This window comes from Bradyrhizobium sp. STM 3843, from assembly GCF_000239815.1.
Lineage (GTDB): Bacteria > Pseudomonadota > Alphaproteobacteria > Rhizobiales > Xanthobacteraceae > Bradyrhizobium.
In genome coordinates, this window is record NZ_CAFK01000032.1 from 14,786 (window position 1) to 33,114 (window position 18,329).

An 18,329-nucleotide genomic window follows, 5' to 3' on the forward strand; every position below is an offset into this window, starting at 1 on the left:
CCTAGCAACGTGCCCGCGCGCGCACCAGCCGCCAAATGCCGGCTGCACAAAATCTGCAAAAGAATCCTGGAACCCTGCAGAACGGCTCCCCCACCGCTGCACGGCAGCGCGTCATGGTTCACGTCATCCGCCCACCGTGGCGGCTGAATCAGGACTTGCGAGGATCAGAGATGACGAGTTTGGCCACACCGGCTGTCGAGCGCGCTTCCGACCGACCATTTGCATTGAGGCTCATGATCGTCATTGCGCTCGCCGCAATCGCAGACGCGCTGTTCTACGATCAGCGGATCGGACTATCTCTCGTACTATTTTTGATGGTCCTGACCGCAGCCTCGCTCATCGCCAATTTTGCGCAGCTCGACCACAAGCGCGCGCGTGCGGCGAGCGCCATCTTTGTTGTCGGCGCGCTGCCCGCTGTCGAGGACTTGAACCTGCTCTCGTTCCTCTTCCTCCTGCTTGGAACCATCAGCAGTATCGCCTTGTGGACCAATCCGGCGGCCGGTGGCTTGCGAACCCCGCTCACGGCTTTCCGTCAGCTGCTGCTGATCGGCCCGTTCAGGCTGGGCCCCGACGTCCTGGCGGCCATGCGCGGGCCGGGCTCGGCCGGCGCAATTCTCGGATGGTGCGTACCGCTCGCATTCGGGCTTGTGTTCCTGGCACTGTTTGCCGCGGCCAATCCGCTGATCGAGCGATGGCTGGGCACACTCAGACCTGACAGAGTGATCGCGGATTTTGATCGGCTGCGTGCACTGTTCTGGCTCGCGATGCTGTCGCTGATCTGGCCGTTCATCCAGCTCAGATGGCGGCGCAAGGTCGTGCGGCGGTCGATCTCGCCGGACCGGCTGAAGTGCCGGCACAGGACCCTGCGTCGACAGCATCGACCGATGTGCTCGGAGCCATGACGGTCTTGCGCTCGCTGATCCTGTTCAATCTGCTGTTTGCAGTCCAGAGTGCGCTCGATCTCGTCTATCTCTGGGGCGGGGTAGCGCTGCCCGACGGTCTGACCTATGCGAGTTATGCGCATCGCGGCGCATATGCCCTGATCGTGACGGCGCTCCTTGCAGCAGCATTCGTCCTCATCGCCATCCGACCGACCGACGAGAAACGGCAACCGCGGCTGCTTCGTCCCCTGCTCTATCTCTGGGTCGGGCAAAATCTGTTGTTGGTCGTATCCTCGATGCTACGGCTGAAACTTTACATCGACATCTATCTCCTGACCTATTGGCGTGTCGCTGCGCTGGTCTGGATGGGCCTGGTCGCGATCGGCCTGATCCTGATCGTTCTGCGGATCAGGCTCAATCGTTCGCACCGCTGGCTGGTCCGGATGAACCTGTTGGCCTTGACGGCGACTCTGTATGTATGCGCGCTGACCAATTTCAACGCCATCATCGCCGGCTACAATGTCGCTCACAGCCAGGAGGCAGGGGGCAAGGGGGTCGTCCTGGATATCTGCTATCTCGCGAGCCTCGGCCCGCAGGCGCTGCCGGCCATCGATCGGGCCATCGCATTCCACCTCTCCGACGCCCACCTCTCCTTGCGCCGCGCTGGGCTGCTCGAGATGCAGGCCGGCGACATGGCGTCCTGGCGAACCTGGGGTTTCCGCAGCTGGCGGCTGCAGCAATATCTCAACACTCATCCGCCATCATCTCCTCCGAGCTGAGAAACGTCCCTGCAGGCCGCCATGCCCACTCGCATCCTCGTCGTCGATGATGACCCTCACATCCGCGAGGTGATCCGGGTCGCGCTCAGCAAGGCAGGCATGGCCGTCATCGAGGCCGCGGATGGCAAGGCTGCACTCGCGCGCTTTGCCAGCGATCAACCTGATCTGATCGTGCTCGACGTCGGAATGCCCGAATTCGACGGGCTCGAAGTCTGCCGGCGCATTCGGCGGACCTCCGATGTTCCGATCCTGTTCCTGTCGGCCCGCGATGAGGAGATCGATCGCATTCTCGGGCTTGAGATCGGTGGCGACGACTACGTCACCAAACCGTTCAGCCCGCGCGAGCTGACCGCCCGGATCAATGTCATCCTGCGCAGGACGGCATCACGCCGCACGGATCGAGCCGAGCCAGTCGAGCTGGTCCACGGCAAGCTTCGACTTGATCCCGAGCAACACGTCGCTTCCTTCGGCGAGATGCGGCTGGGCCTGACCGCGCTGGAATTTGGTATTCTCCGGACTTTCTTGAGCCGTCCCGCCGTGGTGTTCAGCCGCGAGCAGATCATGGCGGCTGCCTATCAGATGAACATCCAGGTGTCCGACCGGACGATCGACAGCCACATCCGCAACATCAGGGCCAAGCTCACCGGCGCTGGGTGTGATGATGCGATCGAGACCGTGCACGGCGTCGGCTTTCGGCTCGGCCGCTGCGGTGGCTCGTGATGATCGTGCCCCGCCGCAAATGGCGACCGTCGCTGCGCCAGATTCTTTTCGGCGTGCTGACACTGGTCGCCACCCTGCCCCTGGTCGGGCTGTTCTTCTTCCGCATCTATGACAATCAGCTGATCCGCCAGACCCAGGCCGAGCTGATCGCGCAGAGCCGGGTTTTGGCTGCTCTCTATGCCGAGGAAGTGACGAAGCGGCTCGGCGCCGGAATTCCTCTCGGCGCCGAGATTCCCCCTGAGCTGCGTCCCGACCCGCCCGATGCGGTCACGCCGATCCGACCCCTGCTTGATCTCGCCGCTGACGATCTGTTCGTACGGCGCCCTGACGCGCGCCCGGCTCCGCAAGCGGCTGACCCCGCCTATGTCGCGGTTGGTGCACGGCTGATGCCGATCCTGCTCGAGACCCAGAAGGTCACCTTGGCAGGTTTCCGCATCCTCGATCCGCGTGGGGTCGTCATCGCCGGTCGCGACGAGGTCGGGCAATCGCTGGCCCATATCGACGAAGTCGCGGCCGCGCTGCAGGGCCAATACAAGGCAGCCTTGCGCATCCGCATGCCTGACAAGGCGCCGCCACCGATCTATTCGCTCAGCCGTGGCGTCGGCGTGCACGTCTTCTCCGCGATGCCGGTGGTCGTCGACAATCATGTCGCCGGCGTGATCTACACCTCGCGCACACCCCGCAACATCTTTGAACATCTGTATCAGGAGCGCGGCAAGTTCATCGCGGCAGGATCGGCGGTGGCGCTGACGACCTTGCTGATCGGCTTCGTCGTCGCGCGAACGATCACGCATCCGATGCGTGAACTGGTCGAACGCGCCGGACGTATCGGTCGCGGCGATCCCGAGGGATTCCGTCCGCTCGCACATTACGGGACGCGCGACTTTGCCGAACTATCGAAACACTTTTTTGCCATGGCCGAGCAACTAGCCCGGCGCTCCGACCACATTGCGAGCTTCTCTGCCCACCTGACGCATGAGCTGAAATCCCCGCTCACATCGATCAAAGGGGCGGCCGAACTGCTGCTGGATTCGGTTGGCAGCCCCTCAGATACCCTGACCCGCGCCGAGCAGGAGAAATTCCTCAGCAATATTCTCGGCGATGCCGAGCGTCTCGAAGTCATGACGCAGCGCCTGCGCGAGCTCGCCCGCGCCGAAATCGCCGCGCAGAACGAGCGGGCCAATCTGGCGGCGGTGACTGCGAAACTGCGCGAACGCTTTGCTCTGCCGAACATCGTCACGCCCGGCTCACTCGACCACACGATTGCGATGTCGGCGGAGACCGCCTCGATCGTCCTGACGCATCTCGCCGACAATGCCCGTCGTCATCAGGCCCGCACTATCTTTCTGGAGGCGCATCAAGACGTCGACATGCTCGTCCTCGAGGTCAGCAATGACGGCGAGCCGATCTCGCCCCAAAACCGCGAGCGCGTCTTCGATGCCTTCTTCACCACGCGTCGCGATAGTGGCGGCACGGGCATGGGGCTTGCGATCGTGCGCACGATCATGACCAGCCATCGCGGCTCGATTGCGCTCAGGCCGACCGAGCACGGTGCGGCCTTCACATTGCGTTTTCCGAACGCATAAACCTCATAGACCCGGTCCAGCGCTGAGGCGGCAGATCACCCGCGCCAAGCCGAGCGCTGCTATTGCCGGGCACGTGAGGTCAGCCTATGTCATCCCGGCGAGCGAAGTTGAGGAGAGCAAATCCGTGGCCCTGAAAAATGTCATCGGGATCGATCACGCTGTCATTGCGGTCACAGAGCTCGACGAGGCGGCCGAGACCTGGAAGCGGCTTGGCTTCACGCTGTCACTTCGTGGGACCCATAGCGCCAAGATGGGAACGGGCAATTACACGATCATGCTCGATCCTGACTACATCGAGCTGCTCGGCGTGATCTCGGAAACCGATCAGAACGCGCCGACCCGGAATTTTCTCGCCCGCCGCGGCGACGGCATCGAACGGATCGCCTTCACCGCAGTCGATTCGGCCGAGGGAGCCGAGGAGATTCGCTCCCGCGGCTTTGAGCCGATCGGCCCGACCGACTTCGAGCGCCCGGTGGCGATGCCGGACGGCAGCATCTCGGCGGCGAAGTTCCGGGTCTTTCATTGGCCGATCACCGAGGCGCCCGGCGGCTTACGCATCTTCGCCTGCGAGCATAAGACCCGCGAGACCGTCTGGATCCCTGAGTTGATGCGCCACGCCAATGCGGCCAAGCGCCTGAAACAGGTGCTGATCGTAACGCCGGAGCCGACCAAGGATGCCGCGCATCTGTCGCGGCTGATCGATCGCGAAGGGCATGTCGAAGCGGACGGCGCGGTCACGGTCGCCTCCGGCGACACCCGCGCGGCCTTTGTCTTCGTGACGAAGGATCAGTTGACGAGCCGCTATCCCGGCGTGCCGCTCACAGGCTTGCCCGACCGCGGCGGCGCAGGTCTGGTAATCGTATCAGGCGATCTCGCTGCGACCGAGACCGCGCTGGGCGCAAACGGCGTCCGCAGCGGCACGAGCCTATGCGTCCCACCTGCGGCCGCCAACGGCACGCTGGTCGCGTTCGTCACCGGCTGACGCGAGCTGCGCCAGCCCAGCCGTTTGCATTATTCAGCCGCCTGCAACATCGAAGGCCGGCCGCGCTGGCTTTCCAGCCAACCGGCGAGACGGCCCATGAGATTGCCGCCCTGCTCCGACGGCTGCGCCGACGAAACGAACGGATCGCAATGGCAGCGGGCACCGGCAGCGCGGGCGATCTTCGCCACCGCATCCGTCATTGCGGGGGCGCCGCAGGTATAGACCACGTCGTCAGGCGTCAGGTCGGGCATATGCTCGGTCGGACGACCGGTCCGCAGCGCCGGCGAGACGTTCTGCGGCTCCGAGACAATCGGGATGATCTTGACATTGGGGAAGCGCGCCAGCCGGCACAACGCCTGGTGCATGTAGAACGATTGCAGCGTGCGCGCGGTCACGATGAACACCATGTCGCGCTTCGGGTTCTCGGTGATCGCGGCGACCGCGATCGACCACATCGGCGCAAAGCCGGTGCCGCTTGCGACCAGCACGACACGGCCGCGATGTTTGGGACGGAAGAATGCGGTGCCAAGCGGGCCGATCAGCTTGACACGATGGCCAGGCTGGATCTCGCGTCCAAGCGCCGAGGAGACCAAGCCATCCTTGAGCTTGCGGATGTGGAGATAAAGCAGGTGACTGTCCGGCGCACCGACCATCGGATAGGTCGGGCTGTAGCAGCGAGCCGGATAGCCGCGGAACTGCACCTTGACATACTGCCCCGGAAAATGGCGCAACGGCTTCGGCAGGTCGAGCGTGACGCCCATCACGTCCGGCGCAAGGCGGACAAGATCCCCGACCTCGGTCGACATCGTCACGGTATCCGGCACCGGCTCGGTCACGATCTTGAGGTCGGAGACGACACGCGCCTGACAGGCATGCGCCATGTCACCTTCCGTGCCCCCGAACAGCTTGCCGTCGACGACGCGGACCTTGCAGGAACCACAAATACCACTGCGGCAATCATGGGGCAGTTCGACGCCGCTGGAGATCGCACTGTCGAGCAGGAGATCGCCTACATTGGCGTAGAACGTTTCCTTGTTGAGCTGGACCTTGCAAATCTTCCCCATCATTCCACCTCTAGTCGCATTGGCCGGATCTGCCGCGTATGCCGGATCTGAGTGTGATCGAACGCGGCCACCCGCATAAACACCCCGTTCTTGATCGGAACGTCGTACTTGCTGTGTGTGTCCATTTTGCGGGCAATTTCGAGCGTCCAGTGGCCCGATGCCCAACGTGCGGCACAGCGGATATCCGCCCGGTCGCCGGTAAAGTCACCATTGATGACGACACCGGGCACCACTGTGCCGACTGGGATCTGCGCGTCAGCCTCCATTGAATAAGGCACCGATTCGGCCTCGGTCATGAACCAGCGCGCCCCATCGTTCTCGCCGATATTCGGGTCGAGATTGATCTCGCCCATCGCGGCCTTCATGGCGGCGACGTCCTTCGGCAGCCGCTTCGGCCTCACGCCGCGATTGCCAAGCATCGCTGCATCGCGATCGATGATGAAGTTGTCGGAGTAGTTTGCCTCGCCCGGGTCGGGCGCGAACCCTCCCTTGTAGGGGACGAGACCCTTGACCTGATCCGGGGTGGGCTCCGCCGGCGGACCGAAATGATCGTCATCCATCCAGCCGGTCGGACCGCCGCTCGTCGCCTTCCACTGCCATGCATCCGCATAGAGGTCGGGAGCCGGTGTGTAATGAATGCCGCGCCCCGACAGCGTCGCCGGCTTGTCCGGCAGCGGCTTCGAGCTCATGTGGAAGGTCCGGTCGGCCGCAAGCGTGATCGGCAGCGTCGTGAACAGCAGCGAGAGCTTGTCCTCGTTGTAATCGTTCTCGTCGCCCTTCTCGTAGCCGTTATGCAGCAGGTGCCAGCCGTCGGCCCGCTTGATCAGTGGAAGCTGCTTCAACGAACGGGTCGGATCTTCCCAGATGACGAGAAAATAGACCCAGGTGTCGTCATGCGCCGCCTTGATCCAGACGCGCGACTCACCGGTGCCGTCGAAATTGTCGCCCTGGTTGGTGGTGACCATGTGCGGCTGGATGTTGCGCCAAACCCGGTCCGAGGTGTCGCCGTCGAGCGTCGGAGCATCCGCGTTCGCGATCCGATGCACGGTGACCGTGTCCTCCGCGTAATAGTCGGCTGCCACCATCATCCAGCCGGCCACGATCGCGACCGCCGCTGCGATCACGAACGGGTTTGCCTGGAAGGTCGGATTGCGCCGCCGCGCGTTGCCTTTGTTATTGCTTCTGGCGCCGCTCTTGGTCGGCGCCGACGGCCGTGCACGCACCGGGCCGTTGCGTGACTCCGCGCGCGTGCGAATGAGATCATCCGAACGATTTGCGGCCTTCGCCGGCTCGCGCCCTCCGGATTTGGCGGCCGGAGCCATCGGCGGCGCCGATCGGACCGGCGCCTCACTTTCCTCAAGCCGTTCGGATTGTTCAACAAGCATCGTCAGCAACTCAACTGCATCCAGGCGTGGCGGTGGTGGTGGAAGCGGCTGCGGCCGGAATACCCGGTACAGCTGCGATGTGCCGCCGATACCGAAGTGAACGAGGACATGCATGAGGATGAACGCGGGCACGACCCAGGTGGCGTACCAGTGAATCATCATCGTCACGTATCCCGACTCGATACCGAAGAACAGCAAGCCGCCGGTCACGATCAATGCGGCCATCGAGATGAAGAGCACCCAATGCAGGAGCACGCTGATGGAGCCCAGCCGCGCCGGCCTGCGGCCCATCAGGCCCTTGATGCGCATCTTGTCCACGGCCACGCGCCGACCGAGGCCGGATTTGGCGACGTAGATCATGTAAGCGACGGCGACGCTCGTCAGCACCACGCCGGCCGGCATGTGCCATGTCCACGTGTGCGCTCGCGGCAGCAGCAAATCGAGATACTCCGCGATCCAGGCGTGCCCGGGCGCCTCCGTCGCCATACGCAGTCCGGTCGCGAAGTCGATCACGGTGGCGCCGACCAGCAGCCAATGCAGAATGATTGTTCCGTAGTCTGTCTTGCGGATCTTCATGCGCGGCCGCCTCCTCGCGGGCCTGCGCAAATGCAAGTGCCGGCATCTGCCATGCAAAGAACGGCGCTATATCGGCCGCGCGACGGGACGAGTTGCGCGCGGTAGCGGGTCGAACCCTTGTTTGCATCGAGCCCCACGTCGATCCGGTAGCTAGTCGTGTCGTTAAGCAAGAGGTCCCCCAGATGCCTGTTCGGCAATCGAGCATTCTTCTCTGCCGTCGCGAGGAGATCCTCGCGGGCGGCCGGACAGCCCTCTACGACGCGCTCTCTCAGAGTAGCGCCTCCGTGCTCGGGTCTATCAGCATGGGCGCGAACGGCATCAGAGCCCTTGCATCGCGCCAGTACGCTTTCCCCTAAGCGTATCCGCTCTCGGCATCAGTTCCGCGCGGCCGCATGACAGCTCCGCAGCGGACTACGCGGACATCGATCGCAATCATCACGAGTCTGACTGCGCCCCGCCTGGCCTCGTCGTCATCGCCATAGTCATCCCTGTTCTATCCTCGGATACCGAAAACCAAGAAGTGATCGGCGCATCCATTGCATTTCACGAAGATTTATTTGGCTTCATGGCGTCATTCGGCCCGCACGGCGACCAATGCGTGCAGAAGCAAGGTTATAGGCGGACCAAACTGTGACATCGGCGGTTCGCTCGCGCGCCGATCGGGGCGCAACTATCGACGTGATCTCTAGAAATCGACGCGACCACATTTTCGCCGATCGGCCTGAAATTTTTTTTGCACTGCATCGCTGTGTCCCATGCGCCACGCGTTGGCGGCGTCACGCACAACCGTTTTTCCAAGAGAAATCTCCCCTTGTCCCATTGTTGCCGGAAAATCGTCGGCATCGGCTGTCAACACGGCCCGAACGATTGTGGTCCCGGCAATATATATGGAGAGCGCGACCGGATGAGTGTCGCTCAAGACCGTCCGCGAATGAAGCCGGCGGCAGGCTTAGCAGATTTTCTTGGAACGGGAGACGATCCCGTCACACGCGGCCTGCGCCAGGCGGCGCGGCGCATGGCCGGCATCGGCGTATTCAGCGGTGTCATCAACATCCTGATGCTTTCGGGCTCTGTTTATATGATGCAGGTCTACGACCGTGTCATCCCGAGCAAGAATCTGGCGACGCTCGCCGGCCTGTCGGTCATGATCCTGACCGCCTACGTGATCCAGGGTTATTTCGACGCGCTGCGCGCGCGCATGCTGTGCCGCGTGGCGACCATGTTCGACGCGGGATTGCAGGAGGCGATCCATCACGCGCTGGCAACCCTGCCTCTGCGCGGCACCAAGCCGATGCTGATGCAGCAGCCGCTGCGCGATCTCGACCAGTTGCGCGCCTTCATGTCGAGCATGGGACCGACCGCGTTCCTCGACATGCCCTGGATTCCGATCTTCCTGATCGGTCTGTTCCTGTTTCATCCGCTGATCGGCATCACCGCGATGGTCGGCACGGCTGCCATCATCTCGATGACCGTGCTGACCGAACGCCTCTCGCGCCAGGCGAGCAAATCTGCCAGCGAGACCAGCGCGGCACGCCAGGTGCTCGCGGACGCGATGCAGCGCAATGCCGAGGTGATTCGAGCGCTCGGCATGATGCAGCGCTTTTCCACACGCTGGACCGATGTGAACGAGCGTTATCTCAAGGAGAATATCCGCTCCAGCGACGTCTACGCCAATCTCGGCTCGGCCGCGAAGGTGCTCCGCTTCATCCTGCAATCGGGCATGCTGGGGATCGGCGCAGCCCTCGTCGTCTCCGAGCAGGCCTCAGGCGGCGTGATGATGGCGTCCTCAATTCTGATGGGGCGCGCGCTTGCTCCGGTCGAAGTCGCGCTCGGAAGCTGGAAGCAGCTGGTCGCCGCGCGTCAGGGAATCGCGCGACTGCGCGACATCTGCAAAGCCACTGCGAAGCCGCCTGCCCCGCCGGTATCGCTGCCGCGACCGGGTCGCGACCTCACCGTGCAAGAACTCACGGTCGCCGCGCCCGGCCAGGAGAGGCCGATCGTCTCGAACGTTTCATTCGCAGTCCCCGCCGGTACCGGCCTTGCGCTCCTGGGCGCGAGCGCGTCCGGCAAGACGTCACTCTCGAAAGCGCTGGTTGGAATCTGGCCGGCGCAGCAGGGTGTGGTCCGGCTCGACGGCGCTGCGCTTGATCAATGGAGCAACGAGGATCTTGGCCGCCACATCGGCTACCTGCCGCAGGACGTCGCGCTGTTCGACGGCACGGTGGCGGACAACATCTGCCGGTTCGACGATGACGCGAGTTCGGACTCGATCCTGCAGGCAGCCCAGATCGCGGGCGTGCACGACATCATCCTGCGCCTGCCGGACGGCTATTCGACGCGAATCGGCCAGGGCGGCATGTCATTGTCCGCCGGGCAACGGCAGCGGATCGGGCTTGCACGTGCCGTGTTCGGCGATCCCTTCCTGATCGTGCTCGACGAGCCGAACGCGAATTTGGACGCCGATGGTGAAAACGCGCTGAGCCGCGCGATCGCGATCATGCGCCAGAAGCAATCGATCGTCATCGTGATCTCGCACAGGCCGAGCGCGCTCAACGCGCTGAACATGGCGATGGTGCTCTATGAAGGCCGATCCATTGCCTTCGGCCCCTGTCAGGAAATCTTTGCGCGGATCGCCGGAGGCAAGGCCACTCAGATCGCCGGAGGCAAGGCCACTCAAGCGCCGCCCGCGATCCAAAAGGCGGCACCCGCACCGAATGCGAGAGCGATTCGTCGCGCAGCACCAGCCGCGGAGGGGGCCCCTGCATGAAACATGTCAACGAGCTCCGCCCGTATGACGAGAACGACCCCAATTGGAGAGGGATGCCGCGGAGCCGCACCGTGGGGCCTCAGGGCGATGCCCTGATCCTGGAGCTGCAGCGGCTGCAGAACGCCTTCGACGATGACGAGCCGGATGATCCGCGAACCCGGCGCGGTTCGCGCGAGGACGCCAGGAAGGGCCGCAGGCCGGCGCCGGCCGGCGGCCGAAAAAAAGCGCCGCAACGCGTTGCCAAGAGAAAGAAAGGCAAGGTGGGTCGGGCCTTCGACATCTCGCTGTCGCTGTTCGGATTGAGCCCTGCCCGCGCTCCGCAGCGCCGTCCCGACACCATGCGCGAGAATCGGCCAGCCTGGGTCCGCGAGCCGGAGATAACGCCCCCACAGCGGCCGCGCTCAATGGCGCCGAACGACGCAGCGCCGCCGATGAATTTCAGAGCGGTTGCGCCGACGCTTGATCTGCGCTCGGAGGGCAGCCAACGATCGCGCTCGCTCGCACCCGCGCAGGTGCCGGCTTTGGCCGAGCCGCAGACGAAAATGGGTCGGCTGGTCGGAACCGCAAGCGTTGCCCTGACGACCGGCATGACCTTCATCGCCAGTCAAGGCACCGCAGCTCAGCTCGACGACCCCTCCGGCGAAGCGCTGATTCCCCGCGTCGGCTTCATGTTCGAGAACGAGCTGCGCACCGGACTGCGCGTACTACTCGTCGCCGGCGTTCTCGGTGGTGGCTGGCTGACGCTGGTGCCGCTCGCCGGAGCCGTCGTGGTGCCGGGAAATTTGGTCGTGCAGTCCGACGTCAAGGCGATCCAACATCCGACTGGCGGCGTCGTTGCCGCAATCAAGGTCGAGAACGGCACACACGTCGCAGCCGGCGACCTCCTGGTGCGATTGGACGCAACCCAGACGCAGGCGGCGCTGCAGACGATCACCAAACAGCTGAACGAGCAGCGGGCGAAGATCGCCCGCCTCACGGCCGAACGTGACGGCAAGGAGCAGCCGGAATACCCATCGGAGCTGACCTCGCGCACGGACGACGCCAATGTCCGCGCCGTGATTGCGTCGGAGAACTCGCTGTTCAAGGCGCGCCTGCTCACGCGGCAAAGCCAAAAGGATCTGCTGCAGGGGCGGATCGCGCAGCTGAATCAGGAGATCGCCGGCATGGAGGCCCAGGCGGACTCCAAGAGCAAGCAGATCGAGCTGATCAACGGCGAACTTGCTGGTGTCCAGGATCTCTATGACAAGCGGCTGGTGCCGCTGACCAGGCTCACGACGCTGCAACGCGAGGCGGCACGGATCGACGGCGAGCGCGGTCAGCTGACCTCGAGCGTCGCCGAGACGCGGTCGAAGATCAACGAGGCGGAGCTGCAGATCGTCAAGACCGACCAGGACTTCCGCACCGAAGTGGTCAAGGATCTCGGTGAAGCGCAGGCCAAGGAAGGCGAGCTGATCGAGAAGGGTGTGGCAGGACGCGACCAGCTCGACCGGATCGAGATCCGCGCGCCGAACTCGGGCACGGTCCATCAGCTCTCGGTCCACACGATCGGCGGCGTCGTCAAGGCGGGCGAGACGATCATGGAAGTGGTGCCCGATTCCGACGAGCTCCAGGTCGAAGCCCATGTCCAGCCGAAGGACATCGATCACGTCCATACCGGCCAGGATGCGTTTGTTCGTTTCTCGGCCTTCAACTCACGCACCACGCCGCAGGTCACCGGCCAAGTCTCGTTCGTCTCGCCCGACATCACGACGGATCAGCGGTCGAATTCGACTTTCTATACGGTTCGCGTGGTCATGTCGGACGATGAGCGGCATCGCCTGGGCAACGTGCAGCTGATCCCTGGCATGCAGGCCGAAGTCTTCGTGCAGACCGGCAAGCGCACGATGCTGAGCTACCTGATGAAGCCGATCATGGAGCAGTGGCGTCGCGCCTTCGTCGAGGAATAGCCGGTGCGGCACTCGCTTGGGGCCGAGCCGGGCACTGAGACTGACAAGGTGATGCGTGAGCGGGATAGCGCTGGCGCAGGCACGGCGCAGGGAACAAGCCGTCGGCTGCCGCGGCCGGCGGCGCAGCCGACCCAGGCCGGACCGATCGGCCTGCGTTTCGATTTCAACGATGGCTGCCGGGTCATGCTGCCGGAAACGGGCCGGCCGTGGCGCGTTCGTCTGAGTGATCTCGACACCGGCAACGTTCTGTTCGAAACCTCCCTGCGATCAGGGTACGTCAACAGCACCAAGCGCTATTTCGTACGCTTCCGCCTCGAAGTCTGGATCGGCAACGAACAGGTGCTGTGCCACGACTACGACGCCGCGGGCCGCGATGTGCTTGTTCAATTTCCCGTCGGTACCATCGGTGACATCATCGGCTGGCTTTCCTACGCGATTGCGTTCAAGGAGCTGCACCGCTGCCGCCTCACCTGCGCGATGGGCGAGCCGCTCATTCCATTGTTCCGCGACGCCTATCCGGACGTCCGCTTCGTCTCCCACGCCCAGGTCGAGCCCGAGCGCCAATATGCGACCTACAGCGTAGCGCTGTTCTTCGACGACCATGAGCAGGCGTACCAGCCCTGCGACTTCCGCCAGGTCGGACTGCACCGCACCGCCGCTTACATCCTCGGCGTCGATCCCGCCGAGCAGCCGCCGCGCCTCGCATTGCGCAGCGCCAGCCGGCCGATCGCTGATCCCTATGTCTGCATCGGCGTTCAGGCCACGACGCAATGCAAGTACTGGAACAATCCCCGCGGCTGGGCGGAGATCGTCGACCACCTCAAGGGGCTCGGCTATCGCGTCATCTGTATCGACCAGAAGCCGATGCACGGCCGCGGCGCGATAACAACCGAGATCCCCGATGGCGCTGAGGACGAGACGGGCGACCGGCCACTGCAGGAGCGCGCCCGCTGGCTCAAACATGCTGCGGCCTTCGTCGGCCTATCGAGCGGACTGTCATGGCTCGCCTGGGCCGCCGGCACGCCGGTCGTGATGATCAGCGGCTTTACGCACCCCATCAACGAGTTCATGACGCCCTACCGCGTCATCAACTATCATGCCTGCAACAGCTGCTGGAACGATGTCCGTCAGCAGTTCGACCATCACGACTTTCTTTGGTGCCCGCGTCACCGCGACACGCCGCGGCAATTCGAGTGCACGCGCCTGATCACCGCAGATCAGGTCAAGGCAGCGCTGGGAAGGATTCCGAGTTTCGCTGCTGAAACGGCCGATCCAATGCCGCGGACCGCCATCCGATGAGTCCGCCAACGCGTCCGTCTTCACGTCAGCGCTGGCCATGGCCTGAGGCTGAAGTGGTCAGTGGCGGCATTGTCCAGCCGCTTGCGCGTTCTGAGGCCGAAGACGCGTGCCAATCGTGCGCTCACGCGCCACGCGCCGACGAGGCACTGGCGGCGAGCACCCCGCCTCTGCGGCAGCCAATCGCCGTCCATCGCGGCGGCATGGCGGTGGGCATAACCCCGCGCGCCGGCGCGCTTCGCGACCTGGCTGCAAACCATGTTGACCAAGGCGATCGCGCAACTGCGCGACGTGAGCATAGCGACGCGCTAAACCACTATCGCACCGCTGCGGCCATCATGCAGCGCCTCGCCGCCGCCGATCCCGACAACATCGCCTTCCTGCGCGACGTCTCGGTTTGCTGGAATCGGATCGCCGCGGTGCTGTCGGCATCGGGCGATCACACCGAGGCAACTAATCACTATCGCCGCAGCCTCGGCCTGCTTCAGCGCCTCATTGTCATGGCGCCGCACCAATCGGACCTGCCGCGCGATGTCGCCTGGTGTCAGGCGCAGCTCGCGAACCGGATTTGACATTCGGATCATTTTGCGCAGCGCGCGTGTTTACGAAAGTTTGAACTGAAGGACACCGGCACAACTGAGGTTGCCGTGTGGCTTTATGTCTGACGTTCGCTTGGAACAGCCCGTGAAATATGAAGCGTATGTCAGACACGCTACATTACTAGAGCGGGATTTGACGTTCGCCACCGGCGTTGACGTCGAAAAACCAGCCGATCCGGCGGCATATCAGCGAAAAGCTGTGCAGTGTGCACACCAATATCACGTGTTGGAACCACTGGCGCCACGCCCAATCTGCCCGAACAACATCATATTTGCGGACTGCGCCCTGCATTTTTCAGCCCCATTGAGGAAATTAGTTCAGCTGCGACAGTTCGACACATCGTGGCGACACTCTGACACATGCCGCCGCCTGTCAGTCGACGAGCGAGACCACTGGAGGACATGATCAATGGCGAATAACACGTTCAATCCGACTGCGCTGGCGAACGGCACGTCGAACCTGCTGGTGCGCGCCGACGCGCTCAACCAGTCGACCGACCTGGTGCAGGCCGGCGTCGTCTTCAACGACGCGGTTCGCATTTCGCAGGGTCTGTTCAGCCTGGCAGGAAGCGGCAACTCCAACCCGTTCCTCAGCAGCTACACGACCGATATTCACGCGGTGCAGAACGACATTGCCGCGATGCTGGCCAATCCGGGCCAGGTCACGCTCGGCGGCCAGACCTTCACGCTCAACACCACCGACACCGCCGTTCTCACCAATGTGCAGGCGCAGCTGGGCTCGCTGATCACGGCGGCTGCCGGTATTACCAACGCCGCCACTTTGGCGACGGCCGAACAGACCATCCACGCGGTGCAGAGCGAGATCCTCGGCGAGATCAACAACGACGCTCACCTCTCGTCCGCGTTGAACAAAGTGACGTTCCTGGCCACGACCGGCGCCCATGACGTCGCCTTCCAAAACGTTCCCGCCGGTGCGGATGATGCCGCAACGCTGGCGGCGGCGACGGCCGGCACCAGCCTCAAGGCCGTCGGCGCCGTGTTCAATGCCGCCGAAGCTGCGGCGGCCGGCGGCATCAATGCGGGCAACCTGCAGGAGATCACCAACGATTTCACCGCAATCTCCACGGGCCTGACCAACATCCTCAACAACAAGACCATGCTGGCCCAGATCGAGGCCGGCGAGACCGCCAACGCGGCGGCACTTACAACGGTCCACCTGCAGACGGTACTGGGTCAGATCAATCTGCAGCTCAACAAATACGATGCCGCGGCTTCGACCGGCAATCAGGCTGCGCTACGCGGCACAGCTGACAATCTGCTCGACATCATCGACATCGTGCAGAACGACGCGAACTTGAACATGGCGGCAGGTGGCAATGGAACCGCTGGCCACGCCGGCGGCTTTGCTGAGGATCCGGGCGGGCTCACCGGCACCGTCACCAAGTTCCAGGACAATCAGGTGCAGACCAATTTCTGGGCCTCGTTCCTGGCCGAGGCCAACACCATCAATGCGACGTTGCAGAAGATCGCGACCGGTGGTGCGCAGGCGAGCCAGACGTTGATCACACAGATCCAGAACTATCAGCACTTCGGCGCAGCCTTCGACGCGGCGCAAGGCGCGGTGTTCCAGGGCCGGTTCGACAACGAGCTACTCAGCGGCACGCTCGAGGCAGATACGGCAGCCGCCGTGAAGGGCCTGCAGGGCATTCTGAACGGTGACACCGGTGCGGCGCTCGCCGCCGACAAGGCGATGGTCGCAGCCGCTGGCCAAGGCTTCGCGGCCGACGCGATGGACGTCTCCGGCAACAACATCGCCGTCGGTGGCGCGACCTATGTCGGCACCGCGACCACGGTCTCGGCGGCGACTTCAGTGCACGGCTTGGCCCACGGCACCATTCCAGTCACCGCCAATCCCAACATCGCCAACGGCACTGGCGGAACGGCAGCGGCCGCCACAACGACAGCTGCTGCGGGAGCGACGACGGCTGCAGCAGGAGCCACTGCGGCCGCCGGTGGGACCACGACGGCAGCTGGCGGCTCCACCGCCGCGGCAGGTGGCAACGCCGCCTCGACCGGTACTACGACGACCGCGGCCAACAATGGAACGGCCGCGAGTCATCACCACAGTCATCATTCCGGCCACAGCCACACCGCGGCAACATCGTCGAGCACGGCTGCCAGCCATTCGACCGCCGCCGCGCACCATCACGCGATGGTCCATATGTGGGGCTGATCTTTCATCTGTCCTGTCGAAGAAAATCGAACGATAGCCTTCCAGTGCAGAATGCCCTTCTGCACTGGCCTGTTTTAGAAGAACCGCGCGACCCTCGGCCCAGCTCGAGTCGAAATGGCTGCCCCGCGGCGATTGAATTGAGTTCCAGGCCGGGAACGCCGTCGGCATTGTGAAGATCAGGGCGACATCTTGACGACAACATGCAGGGCGCGTCGAACTGACGCAGCCTGTGTTCGAGATGCACCCGCGAGATCAAGCACTTGGCTGCAGTTCGTCACCGAACAGCAACAATCGGAAACTGCCCGAACAACAACATGGTTGCGAACTTGGCCACGCTTCTTTTGGCCCCAATAGAGCGAATAATTCGCGACTGGCATACGGGACGCACGGTTCCGTCCGGCCGGCTGCGGGGGGTTTGTTCTACTCATTTCGGCTGCCTGTCACGCGCGTCAGGACCAGGTGCGAGCCGGGGTGAACTTGGGGAGATTTATAAATGGCCAATAACACCTTCAATCCGACTGCCCTTGCAAACGGCACGTCGAACCTGCTGGTGCGCGCAGATGCACTCAACCAGTCGACCGATCTGGTGCAGGCTGGTGTCGTATTCAATGACGCGGTCCGCGCCTCGCTCGGCCTGTTCAGCCTCGCCGGCAGCGGCAACTCCAACCCGTTCCTCAACAGCTACACCACCGACATCCACGCGGTGCAGAACGATATCGCCGCGATGCTGGCCAATCCGGGCCAGGTCACCCTCGGCGGCCAGACCTTTACGCTGAACGCGACGGACACAGCTGTCCTCACCAATGTGCAGGCACAGCTGGGCTCGCTTGTCACAGCCGCAGCGGGCATCACCAACGCCGCGACTTTGGCCACGGCGGAGCAGACCATCCACGCCGTGCAGACCGAGATCCTTGGCGAGATCAACGGCGACGCTCACCTTTCCGGCGCGCTGAACAAAGTGACGTTCATGGCCAATACCGGCGCCAATGACGTTGCGTTCCAGAACTCGCCCGCCGGCGCGGATGATGCAGCCACCTTGGCCGCCGCGACCGCGGGCAACAGCCTCAAGGACGTCGGCCTGGTGTTCAACAAGGTCGTCGATTTGTCCTCCGGCGGGATCAATGCGGGCAATCTGCAGGAGGTCACCAACGATCTCACCGCGGTTCAGCAGGGTCTCACCAACATCCTCAACAACAAGACCCAGCTCGCCCAGATCGAGGCCGGCGAGACCGCCAACGCGGCGGCACTGACCACGATCCACCTGCAGACAGTGCTCGGTCAGGTCAACCTGCAGCTCAACAAATACGATGCTGCCGCGTCGACCGGTAATCAGGCGGCGCTGCGCGGCACGGCGGACAATCTGCTCGACATCATCGACATCGTGCAGAACGACGCGAACCTGAACACCGCAGCTGGCGGTAATGGCGCGGCCGGGCATGTCGGCGGCTTTGCAGAGGATCCGGGCGGGCTCACCGGCACCGTCACCAAGTTCCAGGACAACCAGGCGCAGACCAATTTCTGGGCCTCGTTCCTGGCCGAAGCCAACACCATCAA

Annotated in this window: 12 protein-coding genes and 2 pseudogenes; 11 read left to right on the forward strand and 3 right to left on the reverse strand. The window is 63.6% G+C overall.

Annotation, left to right across the window (positions count from 1 at the left end):
- The first annotated feature begins 170 nt into the window (after positions 1–170).
- The 5 genes from BRAS3843_RS42010 to BRAS3843_RS04790 all read left to right on the forward strand — a co-directional run bounded on the left by BRAS3843_RS42010 (position 171) and on the right by BRAS3843_RS04790 (position 4,948).
- Positions 171–902 carry a DUF4153 domain-containing protein gene (locus BRAS3843_RS42010; protein WP_008967613.1) on the forward strand — a complete coding sequence of 244 codons (732 nt, stop codon included), beginning with the start codon at positions 171–173 and terminating at the stop codon, positions 900–902.
- Positions 899–1,660: a DUF4173 domain-containing protein gene (locus tag BRAS3843_RS42015; protein WP_008967614.1), complete on the forward strand. Its 762-nt coding sequence runs from the start codon at positions 899–901 to the stop codon at positions 1,658–1,660. The genes BRAS3843_RS42010 and BRAS3843_RS42015 overlap by 4 nt, the downstream gene beginning before the upstream one ends.
- 21 nt (positions 1,661–1,681) lie before the next feature.
- On the forward strand, positions 1,682–2,380 hold the full coding sequence (locus tag BRAS3843_RS04780) for a response regulator transcription factor (protein WP_008967615.1): 699 nt from the start codon (positions 1,682–1,684) through the stop codon (positions 2,378–2,380).
- A complete protein-coding gene (locus tag BRAS3843_RS04785; protein WP_008967616.1) occupies positions 2,380–3,966 on the forward strand; it encodes an ATP-binding protein in 1,587 nt (528 codons plus the stop codon). Before BRAS3843_RS04780 ends, BRAS3843_RS04785 begins: the two co-directional genes overlap by 1 nt.
- A 124-nt stretch (positions 3,967–4,090) precedes the next feature.
- Positions 4,091–4,948, forward strand: a complete 858-nt coding sequence (locus BRAS3843_RS04790) for a VOC family protein (RefSeq protein WP_008967617.1) — start codon at positions 4,091–4,093, stop codon at positions 4,946–4,948.
- 29 nt (positions 4,949–4,977) lie between these two features.
- Here the strand turns inward: BRAS3843_RS04790 and BRAS3843_RS04795 are convergent, their stop codons facing one another.
- From BRAS3843_RS04795 to BRAS3843_RS40515, 3 genes are all read right to left on the reverse strand, one after another.
- Positions 4,978–6,015 (reverse strand): 2Fe-2S iron-sulfur cluster-binding protein, encoded by a 1,038-nt coding sequence (locus BRAS3843_RS04795; protein ID WP_244425119.1) that lies wholly within the window; start codon positions 6,013–6,015, stop codon positions 4,978–4,980.
- Positions 6,012–7,973 (reverse strand): ethylbenzene dehydrogenase-related protein, encoded by a 1,962-nt coding sequence (locus BRAS3843_RS04800; RefSeq protein WP_008967619.1) that lies wholly within the window; start codon positions 7,971–7,973, stop codon positions 6,012–6,014. The genes BRAS3843_RS04795 and BRAS3843_RS04800 overlap by 4 nt, the downstream gene beginning before the upstream one ends.
- A 685-nt stretch (positions 7,974–8,658) precedes the next feature.
- The gene (locus BRAS3843_RS40515) at positions 8,659–8,892 is read right to left on the reverse strand and encodes a hypothetical protein (RefSeq protein WP_008967621.1); all 234 of its coding nucleotides are present in this window, start codon (positions 8,890–8,892) and stop codon (positions 8,659–8,661) included.
- Between BRAS3843_RS40515 and BRAS3843_RS04810 the strand changes: the two genes are divergently transcribed.
- From BRAS3843_RS04810 to BRAS3843_RS04840, 6 genes and pseudogenes are all read left to right on the forward strand, one after another.
- Positions 8,878–10,740 (forward strand): type I secretion system permease/ATPase, encoded by a 1,863-nt coding sequence (locus BRAS3843_RS04810; protein WP_244425120.1) that lies wholly within the window; start codon positions 8,878–8,880, stop codon positions 10,738–10,740. The two genes, BRAS3843_RS40515 and BRAS3843_RS04810, sit on opposite strands and share 15 nt — an antisense overlap.
- Positions 10,737–12,686: an HlyD family type I secretion periplasmic adaptor subunit gene (locus BRAS3843_RS04815; protein ID WP_008967623.1), complete on the forward strand. Its 1,950-nt coding sequence runs from the start codon at positions 10,737–10,739 to the stop codon at positions 12,684–12,686. The genes BRAS3843_RS04810 and BRAS3843_RS04815 overlap by 4 nt, the downstream gene beginning before the upstream one ends.
- A gap of 3 nt (positions 12,687–12,689) precedes the next feature.
- Complete coding sequence (locus BRAS3843_RS04820; protein ID WP_008967624.1) at positions 12,690–13,985, forward strand: autotransporter strand-loop-strand O-heptosyltransferase; 1,296 nt, start codon at positions 12,690–12,692, stop codon at positions 13,983–13,985.
- A 53-nt stretch (positions 13,986–14,038) separates the two neighbouring features.
- Positions 14,039–14,554 (forward strand): tetratricopeptide repeat protein, encoded by a 516-nt coding sequence (locus BRAS3843_RS40520; RefSeq protein ID WP_175361083.1) that lies wholly within the window; start codon positions 14,039–14,041, stop codon positions 14,552–14,554.
- Positions 14,555–15,005: 451 nt separating this feature from the next.
- Positions 15,006–16,775 (forward strand): annotated as a pseudogene (locus BRAS3843_RS04835) (hypothetical protein); the annotation flags it as partial.
- A gap of 493 nt (positions 16,776–17,268) precedes the next feature.
- Positions 17,269–18,329 (forward strand): annotated as a pseudogene (locus BRAS3843_RS04840) (hypothetical protein); the annotation flags it as partial.

Bases quoted from the DNA above. Each gene is read 5' to 3' on its own strand.
- BRAS3843_RS42010 (WP_008967613.1), top strand. From the start codon at position 171: ATGACGAGTTTGGCCACACCGGCTGTCGAGCGCGCTTCCGACCGACCA.
- BRAS3843_RS04795 (WP_244425119.1), bottom strand. From the start codon at position 6,015: ATGATGGGGAAGATTTGCAAGGTCCAGCTCAACAAGGAAACGTTCTAC.
- BRAS3843_RS42015 (WP_008967614.1), top strand. From the start codon at position 899: ATGACGGTCTTGCGCTCGCTGATCCTGTTCAATCTGCTGTTTGCAGTC.
- BRAS3843_RS04815 (WP_008967623.1), top strand. From the start codon at position 10,737: ATGAAACATGTCAACGAGCTCCGCCCGTATGACGAGAACGACCCCAAT.
- BRAS3843_RS04810 (WP_244425120.1), top strand. From the start codon at position 8,878: ATGAGTGTCGCTCAAGACCGTCCGCGAATGAAGCCGGCGGCAGGCTTA.
- BRAS3843_RS04780 (WP_008967615.1), top strand. From the start codon at position 1,682: ATGCCCACTCGCATCCTCGTCGTCGATGATGACCCTCACATCCGCGAG.
- BRAS3843_RS04800 (WP_008967619.1), bottom strand. From the start codon at position 7,973: ATGAAGATCCGCAAGACAGACTACGGAACAATCATTCTGCATTGGCTG.
- BRAS3843_RS04785 (WP_008967616.1), top strand. From the start codon at position 2,380: ATGATCGTGCCCCGCCGCAAATGGCGACCGTCGCTGCGCCAGATTCTT.